Below are 15,737 nucleotides of genomic sequence, written 5' to 3' on the forward strand. Positions count from 1 at the left end.
CAGGCTTCTTTGTAGGTTAATAATTCTACTCTGTTCTCAAACTTTTTATTGGGTTAACTATGGCGACCTTAATAGATTCATAACTAACCGTTAACCAGGCAATGATTAGGGCTGCCAGCGAAGCCGCGACAAAAACAACCCAACCAACACTTATATGATAAGCAAAGCTGGCCAACCAACTATCAACCGCATACCAGGAAAGCGGTATAGCTATAGCTATGGCGACCAGTATAAGCCTGGTGATACCAGTTGATAATAAATAAACAACGTTTAATACAGAAGCTCCCAACACCTTGCGCACGCCTATTTCTTTGGTACGCTGTTCGGCCATAAAAGCCGATAAGCCATATAAACCCAGGCAGGAAATAAAAATAGCAAGGAGGGCAAATAAATTAAAGATGCTGCCCATCTGTTGTTCGCCTTTATACATACTGGCCAGGTCCTGGTCAAGGAAATCATATTTAAACGGATAAGCCGGGTTAAGCTGCTCACTTATTTTTGCTAAAGCTTTAATTGTTGCTTCGGTACTTTTGGGCACTGTTCTTACAATTACAATTCCGCCATATTTGTTCAATCGTAAAACCAGTGGCTCTATTGACTGCTGAATGGGCTTAAAATTAAAATCTTTTACTACACCAATAATATTGCCTTTGGTACCCTGGAACGTTAATGATTTACCTACTGCTGTAGCGGTTTTAAGACCCATTATACTAAGCATTCTTTCATTTACTACGAAGTTATTTGAATCTGCTTTAAACGATGTTGAAAAGCTCCTGCCGCTCAACATCTTCATTTTAAAGACCTGAATAAAATCCTCGCTTACATCCATAGAAGGAATCACAACCTGCGATCGCGGATCTTTTCCCACCCAATCCACACTCAATGTTCCGCTAATTAAATTGGTTGGCAGATCAGAGATCACCGTAAAATTACTGGTAAGCGGGTTTTGTTTTAGTTCGCTTTTCAAAGCCTGCTGCTTGTTCCACATATCCCCTGTCATGGGCATATACAACAGGTTATCCTTCTCAAAACCCGGATTTCTGTTTTTTATAAACTTAAGCTGGTTGTAAATGGTCACGGTACCAATAAGCAACAAAATAGAAACTATAAATTGCGTTACCACCAATCCGTTACGGAACAATAAATTGCCCCCCATTGATTTCATATTCCCTTTGAGTACTTTAACCGGGTTAAATCCCGACAGGAAAAGGGCCGGATAGCTCCCTGATACCAACCCGGTTACCAAAGCTATGCCCAACAGGCTTAACCAAAGCTTCCCATTCAAAAAGTCAATAGCCAGCTTTTTATCGGCCAGGTTATTGAACAACGGAAGAAATAACCACACAAGCGCCAACGCCAGCAATAAAGCGAAAAAAGAGATGAGCAGTGATTCGCCTAAAAATTGTATAATGAGCTGCCCGCGTATGGCTCCTGCCACTTTACGCAATCCAATTTCCTTAGCCCTTCGTGCCGAACGTGCTGTAGCCAGGTTCATAAAATTGATACAGGCTACTACAAGGATCAAAATAGCGACTATAAAAAAGATCCTTACATATTGAACATTCCCGTGCCCGGGCAAATCAACCTGTAAGGGTTGAGACAAGTGGATACTTGTTAACGGCTGCAGTTGAAATTCTATCTTCATCTCAGGCTGAACCTTGTGATAGATGCGGGTCATTTGCTGAGCAAACTTTGATAACGATGCAGCAGTAGGTACAAAGTTCTTATCCAGCTGTACGTAGCTGTAAAAGTTAAAATTGTCCCATACATTGTTCTTTAAATCATTATTGGTTTTGGCGATAGAGGCCATTGGCAAAATGAAATCGAACTGAAGATCAGAATTGGCCGGAATATTGGCCAAAACCCCGGTAACCACAACATTGCCGCCATTATCTTTGCGTAACACCTTACCTATTGCATCTTCCTGCCCGAAGTATTTTTTTGCCATATCCTGGGTAATCAATACGCCATCCACACGCTTTAACGCGGTTAAAGGATCGCCTTTAGCCAGGGCGTAAGAAAATATTTGCAGGAAAGTATCATCAGCATAAAAAACACGCTTTTCTTCAAATTTTCTGTTGCCAACTTCAAACAAATTAGTGGAGAGATGGCTCAACCGAACGGTGTTTTTTATCTCGGGCATTTGTGCTTTTAAACCGGCCGGCATACCCGCAGGATTCACAGCGGCTTTAAAGCCACTGGCATTACAGGTAATACGATATATCTGATCGGCATTTTTATGAAACCGGTCATAGCTTAATTCGTTTTGCACCCAAAGCAGGATCAGGATGCTTGCAGCCATGCCTATTGCTAACCCCGATATATTAATAATAGAATAGGCTTTATGCCGTATTAAATTTCTGTAAGCTATTTTAAAATAGGTTTTTAACATGGCAAAATTGTTTATGGTTTTTAAATCAATGGCTTATAAAAAGATAAATCATATTATTATGCACCAAGAAAATGCCATGTATTTAAATAACTATTAATCAGATATTTACGAAAAAAATCATCGTTTTAATTGTTCGTTTTTGATACATACAATGTTCGTTTTTGATTAATTTTTTTTACAAACATTAAACCATATTAGTATAATGCTATAAGCTATGCCGGTCTGTTGTCTATTTGTAGAAAGTCTTACCCTGAAAATAACAAAGCCTTCCTGTTAAACCGGGAAGGCTTTGTTATTTTACAGATTTTATTCCTGATAGGTTTTATACAGTAAGATCACTAACGATAGCTACAGGAGCATTTTTCTTTACAGATTCTATTCCTCCGTCCCTGCCCGATTTACTTTCGTACATTTCGCTGCTTCCTATTATTTGTCCGTTAGTAGCTTTAAGATTAAAATAGTGTTTACTGTTTTTGGACTCAAGCCTGTCATATTTATCGTCATCAGCAGCATTCTTTTTAACTGATTCTATACCATTTTCACAACCAGCTTTAGAACTATATCCTTCGCTGGATAAAATAATTTCACCATTGTTTGCTTTTAGGTTGAACTGGTATTCACCATTGGTCCTGGTTTTAATTTCAAACTTGCTCATGTTTTTTAAGGTTTTTAATAAAAATAAATAAATTCTGTTTTGCGGGCATTAACTTTTCGTTAAATAATCAGCATAAAACCTTTACGTAAGCGCTATTCTAATTTTTTCAGGTGCTCCACCGCATTGTTGTTTTTAGGGTTTAGTTCAAGTGAGCGCCTAAAGTTCTTAATGGCTAATTCTTTATTTCCCATATTCTCATACATCTCTGCCAAACTATCATAGGTATTATAACCTTCGGGGTACAGGCTTACATTCAATTTAAAAATCTGCAACGCTTGTTCTTTTTTTCCTTTTCCAAGAAGCCCATAAGCCCAGTTATTCACTTCGTTTTCTTTCAAATCAAATTTGGGGCTGTTTTTCTTTAATTCATCTGCCACTTCAATGGCATGATCATATCCTTTTTTTGTTAATTCGGTAAGGAGCTGATTGATGGAAGGAGAAAAACCAAACCCATCAGAAGCCAGCTGGGCTGGAGTGTAATTACTTTCTTCAAATATTTTTTTAGCTATATCGCCAAGCTTGTTATTGGAAGTTGGAGAACATACATTAGTCATCAATACAACTCCAAATTTTAATTCAGGATAGAGCAGAAAATAGGTGGTAAAGCCAAAAGTGGTTCCATCATCACGGATATTCAACTTTCCATCACCTGTTTTATTAATAAACCAGTTTAAGCCAATCGAAAAAACATTAACATCGCCCCATGCAATTTGGTGGGTTACTTTAACAGCGGGGTCTTTCTCATCCAGGTGAAATTTCATATACCTGGCCATATCAGCAATGCTTGATTTTAAACCGCCCGCGGCTTGTGCATCTTTAACAATATAAGGCATAACCATTCCTTTTTCGTTGTAACCCTTAACCAGGAGCTGAACTTTATCAGCCGGGACATCAACAAAGGTATCATCCATTTTTAGTGGTTTGGTGATGTACTCTTTTAACAATTCCTCATAAGGTTTCTGATAAATGTTTTCTAAAATATAACCCATCAGCTGACCGGCAGCATTAGAATGCCGCGGATCAAGTCCGGGAACAGTATCCAGTTTAACCTTGTGCAGATCTTCCAGAAAATTTGCTTTTGTATAGCCCTCATGTATCTTTAAAATGGCGTAAGGAACGGAATCAGCATTCATGTTTTTTAACGCATCAGGATGATCAGGCAGGTTATCAGGAAGTCTGGAAGTAAGATTTGCTAAATGGATTAATTGTATGGGTTTACCCTCATAGGCTAAATTGGGATAATTGCCTTTAAGGTATTTACGGATATCATCGTCTAATTTTACCTTTTTTTCCAATACGGCTTTGGCCAATAAAACACTGGTGAATGTTTTGGTTATTGAGCCTATTTCGTATATGGTTTGATCAGACGGTGCCTGATCTTTCCCTTTTTCGGCAATACCATAATCATACAGATGTGTTTTTCCGTTTTCAACAATCCCAACAGAAAACCCCATCCAGGAACTGTCCTTTATAAAGTCCCTGGCCGCATGGTTAACAATGGAATCTAACTTTTGAGTATTTTGCCGGTTAGTCTGGGCAATGGCCATGCCTCCTATTTGAATAAACAGGGCAAATACTAATGTGATTTTTTTCATGTTTGTTTATGGTTGCAAGCAGGAGCTATTAAATTCCGTTCCAAATTTACAACTACATAATAATCAATAAAATACAATCAAATAACAGAAGTTAATTGTAACAAAACCGAACAGCAGTTGTCCGTTTTTGTCACTGGCTATATTTAAGTAAACGTAGGCTCACCTTAATACTATGAACGCATTTCCATCAAAGAAAACAAACGTTTGCGTTAAATTAACCATCTGTTCTCCCCTCACAATAGCTGTACATAAATTGCCACATTGAAAGCATTTTATTAATTTTAGATAATGACAGGAAAACCCGCTACTATTAAAGAAATAGCTAAAATTCTTAATGTTTCTGTATCAACAGTTTCAAGGGCTTTGCATAAGCACCCTACTATTGGCCTTACCACGCAGTTAAAAGTTCAGGCATTGGCAGAAAAACTGAGTTATGAACCAAATCAAACCGCTATATCTTTTCAAAAAGGTAAAACCTATACCATAGGTGTTATTCTTCCCGAACTGTCAGAGGCATTTTTCTCCGCAGCAATAAGTGCCATAGAAGACACCGCTTACAAAAGAAACTATACGGTTTTGATAGCCCAGTCACATGACGATGAGGAAAAGGAGATACAACTGGTTGAAAAAATGAAAAACTCACGTGTTGATGGCCTGCTGATCTCTGTTGCAAAAACAACATCGGGCTTTGCACATTTTGATATGTTGAAACGGTACAATATCCCTGTTGTGTTTTTTGACCGCATCCCGCCGCTTAAAAACATACATTATGTGGCCTGTAATATGGAAACCGGAAGCATAGAGGCTGTAAACTATTTATTGCAAAAAGGCCACCGAAGTATCGGCATGATCAACGGCCCTAATACTTTAGCTGCAAGTAGCGAGCGCAAGGAAGGTTATATTAAAGCGATGATAAAAAACCGGCTCAAGTTTGACCCATCGCTTATTGTAAGCTGCAATTTAACTGAACAAGGCACACAAGCAGCCCTTGACAGCCTGCTTGCATATAAACGCAGGCCCACGGCCATTGTCACCTTTAATGACTATGTGTCCTTATACGCCATAAAACACGCCCGTAACCTCAAAATTGATCTGGATAAAGACCTGCTGTTTGTAAGTTATGCCAATTTACCCATTATTAATTATATGGATTATGCTCCTGTAGCGTCTGTTGAGCAGTTTCCCTATTTGCAGGGTCAAAAAGCAGCCGATATATTATTGGATCTGTTATCCCGTAAACCACAATCATCAGATGAGGTTCAGGCCTATTATAATGTTATGGTGGAGTCGCAATTGGTAGAAAATAAAAAAAGAAGCAATACCTAAACCGAAACTATAATGCTGTCAAATCCGGCGTATGATATTAAAATTTTCTTAAAGGATTGTAAATTAAAAAAACAGGCAAACGTTTGCGTGAAAAGTTTACCATTATATTAATTAGGTTTGGTTTAAGCATACAGAAACTTATAAAAAACTTAGTAAATGTTTAATGATATTCTAAAATCCTTTAACCTTATTGCCCAGGAATACCACATTGAAAAATTTGGAGAAGGATTAATAAACCGGACCTGGAAAATAACCGGTTTGGGAAATACTAACGAGTTTATACTTCAGCAGATCAATAAAAACGTTTTTAAAACGCCTACACATATTGCCGAAAACATTGATAAAATTGGTGCTTATTTATCAAAGCATTACCCCGATTATTTGTTCGTGTTACCCCTGGCCGCTGTAAATGGCGATTACATGGTTAAACACAGCGACGGCGAATATTACCGTTTATTACCTTATGTAAAGCAATCGATTACGTTAAATACCGTACAAACCCGTAGTGAAGCTTTTGAAGCAGCGCGCCAGTTTGCCAAATTCACCAATTTACTGGCCGGTTTTAGCGTAACCAAATTAAACTATACTCTTGCCGGTTTCCATGACCTATCCGCCCGCTTCGAAGAATTTAAACGGGTAGTTAAAAAAGCAAGTGCCGAGAGGCTAAACAAGGCAAATACAGCCATTGAAAATGCGTTTGCACACCAGAACATTGCCGAAATGCACCAGTCCATCATGAACGACGGGCTTATCCCCCTGCGGGTAGTTCACCATGATACCAAGATCAGTAATATTTTATTTGATGAGGAACATAAGGGCCTGTGTGTAATTGACCTTGATACCGTAATGCCTGGCTATTACATCAGCGATGTTGGCGATATGATGCGTACTTACCTGTCGCCGGCCAATGAAGAAGAACCAGATACCTCGAAAATTGAGATCCGCGAAGATTTTTTCAGCGCCATAGTAGAAGGATACCTGTCAGAAATGAGCACTAACCTGACAGAAGCAGAAAGGGAGCTGTTCGTGTATTCGGGCAAATTAATGATCTATATGCAAGCTATACGCTTCCTTACAGACTATTTAAATGATGATGTTTACTATGGCACCAATTATCCGGGACATAACCTGGTAAGGGCTCAAAACCAGTTTACCCTGCTTGAAAAGTACATCGCGGCCGAAGACACCTTTCAGCAAATAGTATCCAACACACAAAATCAGCCGAGATAACAACTATTTAAGACCAAATTCAAATATGGTTTTACTGCTGAATATCTCGCTGGCCTTGAGTATCGCACTTGGAAAATGCGGCTTATTTGGCGAATCGGGATAGTTTTGAGTTTCCAGGCAAAAACCTTCCCGGCGCCGGTAAGCGTATCCATCCTTTCCCTTTACAGAACCATCCAAAAAATTACCGGTATAAATATGCAAGGCCGGTTCTGTAGTATGCACCGTTAGTTTACGCCCGCTTTTATCCTCGGTTGCCTGCGCTGCAAGCACCAACTCCTGCGAACGCCCTTTTTTAAGCACCCAGGAATGGTCATATCCCGATCCTAAATTTATCTGTTCGTGATCAGCATCAATATCCCGGCCTATTGGTTTGGGCGTACTAAAATCAAAGGACGTTCCGGCAACATCTGCAAGGTTTCCATTGGGTACTATCATGCTATTTACCGGCAGGTATTGCTTTGCATCAACCCGCAGTTGATGATCAGTTATTGAACCTTTATTATGGCCGGCCAGGTTAAAGTACGCATGTTGTGTTAAGTTGATCACGGTGCTTTTATCCGTTTCACAACTGTACTCTACCGTCAACTGATCATCGTCATTCAGGGTATATTTAACAGTTACCTGCAAATTACCTGGAAACCCTTCATCACCATCGGGACTAAACAAACTAAACGTTAAACCCAGCCCCTCACTTTTATCAAAAAGAACTGGTGTCCATATCTTTTTATTGAATCCTTCTTTTCCTCCATGATGATGAAAGCCCCCTTCTTTCGCGGTTAACTGCCAGGTTTTACCCTCAATTTCAACCTTTGCTCCCGCAATACGGTTGGCGTAGCGGCCAACTATGGTGCCCATATAAAAAGGATCGTGTTGATAACTCGCAACGGTATCATAGCCTAACACAACATCGTCAAAAACGCCGTTCTTATCTTTAACAAAAACCGACTGGATAGCCGCGCCAATATTTGACAGCGACACCCTCATCCCGTTTTTATTGGTGAGCGTGTACAGGTAAACCTTTTGATTGGCAACTGCCCCCCAATCTTTAATATCTAATGCTTTCATATTGATCAAGGCAATTTACTAAAATCAATATCAGGATTGGTTTTGCCTGATTGCTGACGGATAAGATTGGTTTTAAGCGGGGCAAAATCATTAAACAGCCCGCAGTTACGCAGATAAAAAAGATCGCCTTTAACGCCGCCATCGTAGTCTTTCCGGTAATTGATATTAGCGGTAGCATCGCCGGTAAAGAGGGCTTTGGTTAGCGGGTACCATTTACCTGATGTATCTTTTATCCAGCCGTTACCAAAAAACACTTTGCGCTGTACGGTGCCCATGTCAGGATCAAAATTCTCTAAAAAAGAATAAAGCCCTTTTAAATAAAAGCCAGACGAAGGGCGCTTAAAACTGGCTATCAATTGCCACGTACTTTGGTCTGCCGGTTTAAAACAGGCAGTAAAAACAGTGGTTTTTGATGCGACATCAGCCTGCGCGTGTACTAAAAAAGCATAGGTTTTACCGGCCACCCAGGGATAGTTCATATAGCTTTGCCCACCCGAACCTTCACTGCCAAATTCGCCCGCGTGTATGCCCGGTCCTTTTTTTACTAACTTTATTTTCAGGCTGTCCGGAATGCTGTTAGGATCATCGGTATTAAACGGGCTCCAGATAGAGAACAGCACATGCCGTTCTGTTGGCGAGTTTACCTGCATCCCGAAATAGCCCCCGGTAAAGCCATCGGCCATAAAATAGGATCCTAACACATCGTTGCCAACGGGTACAGTAACTTCATTATAAAACCACTCCGCTGTATTTTTAGCCTCATCTGGTAAACTGTAATTTAAATGCACTGATGGCCCTCTTCGTCCCCAGTAAAAGTAATTGCCATGATTGTCTTGCACGTATGTGGTGCCATTTGAAATTGCGGGGCCACTCAATAGCAGATCGCTTACCTGGGCATATACTTTACCACTTCGTTTTAATCCCTGTAGTTTTACTTGTATATAACCTGGCGTTTTAACAGATACCTTCCCAAAATTGATAATAGCCTGCTGACTTCCTGATACCGTTTTTGTTAAAGTTGTTTGGCCAACAGTAAGGCTTATTTTACTTGAACCATCAGGTACCAATAATTTTAAGGCGATATTTAAACTACCAGCAGATTCCAGCCGTATGTATATACTCACCACATCTGTATTAGCGCTCCAGTTACTCAAACCAGTACTATCAATCTGAGCATGTGAGCCCCTACTAACCCAACTATTACCACCCAGCGGAACGGCTATTAAAGAATCTTGCGGTAGCAAGGCTGCCCGGCTATTTAATTGCAACAATGTAAAAGTTGCAATTAACAAAAAGACTTTAGCTATACTGTTTATGCGATGTTTATTCATAGAAATAAAGTGGTTTCAGTTTGATCTATTTAATACGCCTAAGCTGTTCTAATATCCGTGCGCCGCTATCATTGATATCGCTTTTTGCAGATGGTTTATTTTCAAATACCAGTTTACACCATTTCAAAATTCCATCGTTGGGGTATTGCTTAAGCTGTCCATTAAGCCAATTTGCTGCTGATGCTTTTCCATCCAACTTTTCCATGGCCCATGTCGTTACCAGGTGGTTGGCCGGTAAAAAATTCTTTACGGTATTATCCAGTTTAGGGTTAAACGTTACTATCTTTTTTAAATAATCCCTGGCTTCTTTGATCTTTCCTTGTTTTGCATAACATAGGTAACTCATCCAATCCTCTGCCCTTTCGTCAATATTTTCCTGGTAAGGTTTGCCAACACCTAAATTCAGGGGCCACTGTTTGGCATCATTAATAAAAGCTAAAGCAGCGGTATAATTGGCCGCTTTAAGTTTTTCAATAGCCAGCATCAGTTTAGCCTCATGGTACAGGTCGCGGCTTATGGTAGCACCTTCAAAGGGAAGTATATTGATGCGGGATAGCAATTTGGCGCACTCGTCATATCGCTTATTGAGCAGCAATGTTTTAGCATACAACATCCCGATAATATAATTTTCAGGGTGGCTGCGATAAAAAGGTTCAACAGTATTTAAAGCGTTTTGGTACTGATCATGGCTTACATCATATTCGCCCAGCAGTTTATAATAGCGCCATTCCCCGGCATCCAGCTTGATGGCCCGTTGCAGGTCGGCCAGATCAGATGCCCCCATTAACATGGCCGCGCGGGCTGCATAAAACGGAGCGAAATCAGGCTCGTTGCCGCATTTGGCAAACAGGCCTTTACTCTCCGTAATACGATTTCTGTCTTTATACAACAGGGCCAGGTAGTATTTGGGTTTCCAGCTGTTGCCTTGCTGCATGGCCCAGGCAAGTACCGCTTCATCATCTGCCCTAAAAGGGAATACAAACTTTGGTGTAGCGCTATTGGCCTGATCTAATAATTGCTGGAACGGTTGCCCTGCCTTATGTTGTAAAAAGGCCAGCCAATAGTTTACCAGCGCATTGCCTGGCGAAAGCTGCAATACCTTTTGACATTCCTCCAAACATCCGTTTTTGTAATAAGTATTGGCCAGTTCCAGGTAGCTTTCAATAGGCTGTTCGTTGGTGATCAATGAGGTGAAGCTGGTTTTGTTTTCTGCCGATGGATCTGACAGATACTTTTCAAACCGGGCAAAATCATTCAACGGATCAAAAGTAAGGATCTGGTTTAACGCCTGTTCCACGGCTTTAAGGTTATTTTGATTACGGTAAACGATAGCCTGCACCTGCAATGCCGAAATATCATAACGGTTAAAGCCGATGGCTTTGGCTGCATATTCCAGCGCCTTATCGTAGTTTTTCTGTTTAAGGTATAAACTGCTTAATGCGTTATACGCCGCGCTCCTGTATTCAACAGATAAAGCAGCAATATCAAGTCCGTCTTTGGCATCGGCTATATGACCAAGCTGTGCATTGATGATGCCGTAATAATAATTGGCCGCGCCATCGTAAGCATCTAAACTTAAAGCACGTTTTGCAAGTTCCAACCCTTCGGTGTACCGCAGGTTTCGGTATAACAGCTCGGCCATTTTTGTTAACACGGGTAAAAAGTTATGATCCTTTTTTAAAGCTGCCTGCAGCTTTTCTTCTGCCTGTGGATATGCTTTTTCATCCATCAGCTCCTTGCCTTGTATGTATAAACCATAGGCCGTATTCCAGTCAAAATCTTTAGGCGATGTAATTGGCCGGCTCAAATTATCCGCATCCGGGTTTGATTGATATACCATTTTATCGCCGCCAAGCGTAACCGTTAGATCGCCCGCGTTTTTATCCATTTTAATGGAATCAACAAAAGTTTTAAGCGGGGACAGTTCTACTTTTTTGTTGTAGATAATAGCTGTACCCTGTTTAACCTTAAGACTATCATCAATCCTCTGCACCGGACTGAACGCGATTTTTAACCAGCCATTTTCGGCCCGTACGTTTAACGCGCCGTAGTTATTGGCCTTTACAAATCCTTTTGTCTTTAATACCGGGAACCAGTACTCCGTCCATACATCGGCTGCGCCGGGTTCGAAACCTTTGTGCTTGAAAGGTGTAAAAGTACTTTCGGGCGATGTTTGGTTAAATAGCCTGCCCGATTGGATCTCGGAGTATTGGCCGCCGGTATCGGTCAGGAGTTTTTCCCAGATCATGCCCTGATCTGACAGGCCCCAGATCCAGATCTTTTTACCGGCCTTATCATCATGGCCCGAATATCTGGCCATCCCCATATCATCGTCGTGCCAGTATGCGCCAAAAAAATCGGTGTACTTGCCAAAAACGTGGTACGATTTATATCCACCAAAATCATTGTTATTGTAAAAGGATACATCCTTACCGTTCTGTTTGTTAATGGGCCAGTCGCCATGCTCACCCTGGTGGCCCAGGTAATTGGTACCGGGAAAAATGTACTGCAAATTGCCTTTGGTCTTTATCCCGGTATTCATCCAGTGATAATAGGGCTCATTTAAAGTGTTGGAATTGTACCAGGTTGACTTTGTGGTAAAATAAGCCTTGTCTCTGGGTAGGTTAATCTCCATTGTCCAGTTGGTACGGGTAAGCAGGTCAAGCACGCTGATGATGCAGCTTACGCTGCCATCATCGTTATTGCGTACTATATAATCAACTGGTGTAACTGAATTTGGAGTATGGCCTATGATGCCGTAATTGGGCTCAATGCCGCCGCTTGTCCAGGGCCCGCGCATGGCAATGTCCCTGAATTTTACCACATGGTTTTCATAAATAAAAGGCTTACCGGTTAACCGTTCCACCGCCGACCAGATCTTGCCTCCTATTTGCGGCAATATGGTTAGTTTGATATAAGCGTTTTGCAGCTCAACAACCTTCCATTCCTTTTGAACGGGCTTATCCGTAAAACCATCATATCTGAAATACGGGTATATATTGGTAAACGCCGGGATAGGGTTAGGATCAGAGAACGGATAAGTCGTGATTGTTTTATTATACTCCTTAAACCCCACTTTTTCCTGCGCCTTAACCTGCCAAACTGATAAGCAAATACCTAAAGTAACAAATCCTATTTTTTTCATCATTAGCTTATTTAATGATCAGCAACCAGCCTTTGGCTTTTTCAACAGGTATTTTATCATTTAGTCCGAACGTTTTTGCAGGCTGAAAGCTCCTGATCCCGGGCGCGGTAATAGTTGCCTTTGCCGGGTCGATCCCTAATTTTTGCCAGTCTATCTTTAACTGGATCTCGGTATCACTGTCTTCCCAGCTGGCAATGGAAACCATAGCCGCGCCGTCCTTTTTGTAAACCGTGGCCAGCACTTTTTCATGGTCGGTTTTTACAGGGTTATCATCAACCCAATAGCCAATCATTTTGGTGCCTTTCATTCCAAAATCATCCCAGGCTTTCCAGATAGGGCGAGGGTCTGCGCCATCGCTCCAGGGCATACGATTGGTCATACCGTAAACCATACCGCGCCATTTGTTACCGCCACCCTGCAACATTTCACCCATTAAGCCGAATGGAATACCGCTTACCTCGGTCAGGAAAAAATCGGGGTTATTTTTTTCGTAATCAAAATATTCACCAAACCAAAGGCGGTTGAGATACGGAAAATGCTCCATATATAAATTGGCGCTGTTATTAAAACCATCACTTTTATTATACTGATTGGCCGAGTGCAGATCAATGATACCCGGGTGACCATCTTTAGTCAGTACCCGTTTTACACGTTTCATGGTAACACGGTCAAAGGCCACATCGTCCAGGTAAATACCATCGATGCCTACGTTTTGGGTGAGCCAGTTCATGCCTTCCACGTAGTAATTGTGCCAGCGGTTCATACCGCTGTTGATGATGGCCGCATCCTTAATTTCAGGAACAAACCAGGCAGCTATATAGTCATCGCCCACGTGCTCCTGCAGCCAGCTAAAGCCCCCGCCTTTGCCCGACGAATAGATCTCATGGCCCAAGCTTCTCAAAGCAAATGTTTCATAGGCGTGGTTTGACAGCTCACGTATGGTATTATAGATCTTTACCTTTAACCCGGCAGCATGAGCCGAATCATCATAGGCTTTCATCGACTTCCAGGCAATAAAAGGGTAATTGATATTAGGGTTGATAGCCGTGGCATGATGTATATTGATCACCGTAGCCCTTGCTTGTTTAATAGTATCAATAGGCTTATAAGCATGATAAAACCTGGTTGCCCACTGAAAATCGGTATTTATGGTATGGAACGGGGTGATGAGCAAATTGAAATTGTAATACAGCACATCGCCTTTGTGCAGTTTTCTTTCGCCGCTGTAATTGTTGGCAAGTACCGCTTTGCCATCGTCTTTTACTTTGATGCCGCCTTTGTCGCCATTGCCCCATGATGATGGTAATATCAACGGTTTTTGCAGGTAAAAATTGGTATTTAGCGGGCGCATATATTTATCGTCGCGAAGGGAATACTGCAGGCCCGCATTTACATTACCAATCCAGGCACCGTCCTGATTTTTATGTGCCACATCCCATTTCCATTCAAAGTTCTCGGGGCGGTAACCGCCTTTTTGGCCTAAGCCCATCATATATTTGGCAACATCCCTTTTAAAAGGAATGTGCATGGTAATATCTTTCAGATCAATATCATTAAGGGCTTCAACTTTTACTGTGTAGGCCATAAACCCGTCAAACTCTATGGAGGCACTTACTTCCATTTTCAGGCTGTCATTGCTGCTTGTAGCTTTCCACTGTACTGTGCCGGGCTCCTGTTTGGTAAATTGCAGGCCCGCGCTTTTCAGCTTGATGTTTTTACCACCGGCATTTAAAAAATGAAAATGAATGGCCTCGGTTAACAGGTTGTTGGGCGTATTGGCATACTCAGTCATTTCGGGTGTAAAAAACGTTTGGATCTGCTTGGGAAAACCATCACTGTTCACCTCCACTTTTCTACCTAACAGATCAACCCTGTTGTTTTTTACTACCAATGGCGTATATGGTGCTATCACCGTATTATTTTGCGCCATGGTAGAGTTAAGCCATCCCAGTCGGGTCATTTTCCAGGGCTCATCTACCCCGCCATTTTTTGCGAGGGTTTTGCCAACTGTAATGGCTAACTGAATTTCTTTTGCAGGTTTACCGTTTATGCTGATGGTTGCTTTGCCGTTATAAATTGCAGGGGTAGCATTTGCTGGGACATCAATACCGCACCATAAAGCCTGAATATCACCCTTGGCTACCGTAACGGTTTTGCTCAGCGGCGAACCATCATAAGCTGTACCACCTGTATTGATACAAAAAATAGCCGACGCCGGGATAGCTTTACCCGAAGCAGTCTTCAGATCGCTGAACTTAATTTTTACATCATCAATATTTTGCAAAGCATATATGCCTAACTGAAAAGAAAAATTCTCGCCACGTAATGCTGTCGCCGCGTATCTGCTTTGCGGACCGTGCTCAATCCAGCGCTGCGGCAGGTCTTTGGTCATTCGGATAGAGTTCAACCTGTCTTCAGGGAAGATCAGGAATTGCTCACTTTTATGTTTGCTGATCAATGCATCAGTTTCATTTTTTGTGGCGATCACCTCCATCGGGTAAAAGCTATTGAACGCGTCAATAGATTGAAACTCCTTTACCGAAGCCAGCGGGATATTGGAGCTTAATCCATTTAACCATGCTACCGAAGCTGTGTTCTCGGGTTTCAGGTAAGTACCTTTGGGGTAGTTGGAACGGCCTTCATTTTTATAAGGCATGTAGTACACAAAATAAGTTCCTTTACCCGATGTAGGTTCAAAAACCAACTCGCCAGTTTCCCGGTTTATAGTACCCAACTTTACATTGGTTATCTTTTGTTTTGTTTGGGCATCCTGAATAATGATCCTCTTGTTTTCAGGCTCGGTATCCCTTCGCCTCCATGGAATGATGACTTTTGCAGCTTTACCGGTGCCATTAAAAGTTAAAACCACCCGGTGATTTCCTAATGAATCCTCGGTCCAGCAGTTTTTACAATTGGTGTAAGGTATTTTTTGAGCAAAAGCTGCAAAGCAGGGTAACAGAAAGGCAAACGCAAGGAGTTGTTTTTTCATAATCATTAT

Annotated in this window: 9 protein-coding genes; 2 read left to right on the plus strand and 7 right to left on the minus strand. The window is 41.5% G+C overall.

Annotated elements, in window-relative coordinates:
- Positions 1 to 25 precede the first annotated feature (25 nt).
- The 3 genes from M2273_RS15215 to M2273_RS15225 all read right to left on the minus strand — a co-directional run bounded on the left by M2273_RS15215 (position 26) and on the right by M2273_RS15225 (position 4,642).
- Complete coding sequence (locus M2273_RS15215; RefSeq protein WP_429398260.1) at positions 26 to 2,392, minus strand: ABC transporter permease; 2,367 nt, start codon at positions 2,390 to 2,392, stop codon at positions 26 to 28.
- Between the two features lie 322 nt (positions 2,393 to 2,714).
- Positions 2,715 to 3,047: a YegP family protein gene (locus tag M2273_RS15220; protein WP_429398262.1), complete on the minus strand. Its 333-nt coding sequence runs from the start codon at positions 3,045 to 3,047 to the stop codon at positions 2,715 to 2,717.
- Positions 3,048 to 3,139: 92 nt separating this feature from the next.
- Positions 3,140 to 4,642, minus strand: coding sequence for a serine hydrolase (locus M2273_RS15225; RefSeq protein ID WP_429398264.1), 1,503 nt, complete (start codon positions 4,640 to 4,642; stop codon positions 3,140 to 3,142).
- 288 nt (positions 4,643 to 4,930) lie between these two features.
- On the opposite strand from M2273_RS15225, the gene M2273_RS15230 reads away from it, so the two are divergent.
- Positions 4,931 to 5,968, plus strand: coding sequence for a LacI family DNA-binding transcriptional regulator (locus M2273_RS15230; protein ID WP_429398266.1), 1,038 nt, complete (start codon positions 4,931 to 4,933; stop codon positions 5,966 to 5,968).
- 156 nt (positions 5,969 to 6,124) lie between these two features.
- A complete protein-coding gene (locus tag M2273_RS15235; RefSeq protein ID WP_429398267.1) occupies positions 6,125 to 7,198 on the plus strand; it encodes a phosphotransferase enzyme family protein in 1,074 nt (357 codons plus the stop codon).
- A gap of 3 nt (positions 7,199 to 7,201) precedes the next feature.
- On the opposite strand, the gene M2273_RS15240 is transcribed toward M2273_RS15235, so the two are convergent.
- Genes M2273_RS15240 through M2273_RS15255 form a run of 4 tightly spaced genes read right to left on the minus strand, consistent with a single transcriptional unit; the run spans position 7,202 to position 15,728 of the window.
- Complete coding sequence (locus M2273_RS15240) at positions 7,202 to 8,263, minus strand: aldose epimerase family protein (protein ID WP_429398269.1); 1,062 nt, start codon at positions 8,261 to 8,263, stop codon at positions 7,202 to 7,204.
- Positions 8,264 to 8,268: 5 nt separating this feature from the next.
- The gene (locus tag M2273_RS15245) at positions 8,269 to 9,594 is read right to left on the minus strand and encodes a DUF3472 domain-containing protein (RefSeq protein WP_429398271.1); all 1,326 of its coding nucleotides are present in this window, start codon (positions 9,592 to 9,594) and stop codon (positions 8,269 to 8,271) included.
- A gap of 25 nt (positions 9,595 to 9,619) precedes the next feature.
- Positions 9,620 to 12,742, minus strand: a complete 3,123-nt coding sequence (locus M2273_RS15250) for a DUF5107 domain-containing protein (RefSeq protein ID WP_429398273.1) — start codon at positions 12,740 to 12,742, stop codon at positions 9,620 to 9,622.
- 4 nt (positions 12,743 to 12,746) lie between these two features.
- Positions 12,747 to 15,728 carry a glycoside hydrolase domain-containing protein gene (locus M2273_RS15255; protein WP_429398274.1) on the minus strand — a complete coding sequence of 994 codons (2,982 nt, stop codon included), beginning with the start codon at positions 15,726 to 15,728 and terminating at the stop codon, positions 12,747 to 12,749.
- Positions 15,729 to 15,737 lie beyond the last annotated feature (9 nt).

The sequence above is a fragment of the Mucilaginibacter lappiensis genome (assembly GCF_050433765.1).
GTDB lineage: Bacteria > Bacteroidota > Bacteroidia > Sphingobacteriales > Sphingobacteriaceae > Mucilaginibacter > Mucilaginibacter lappiensis_A.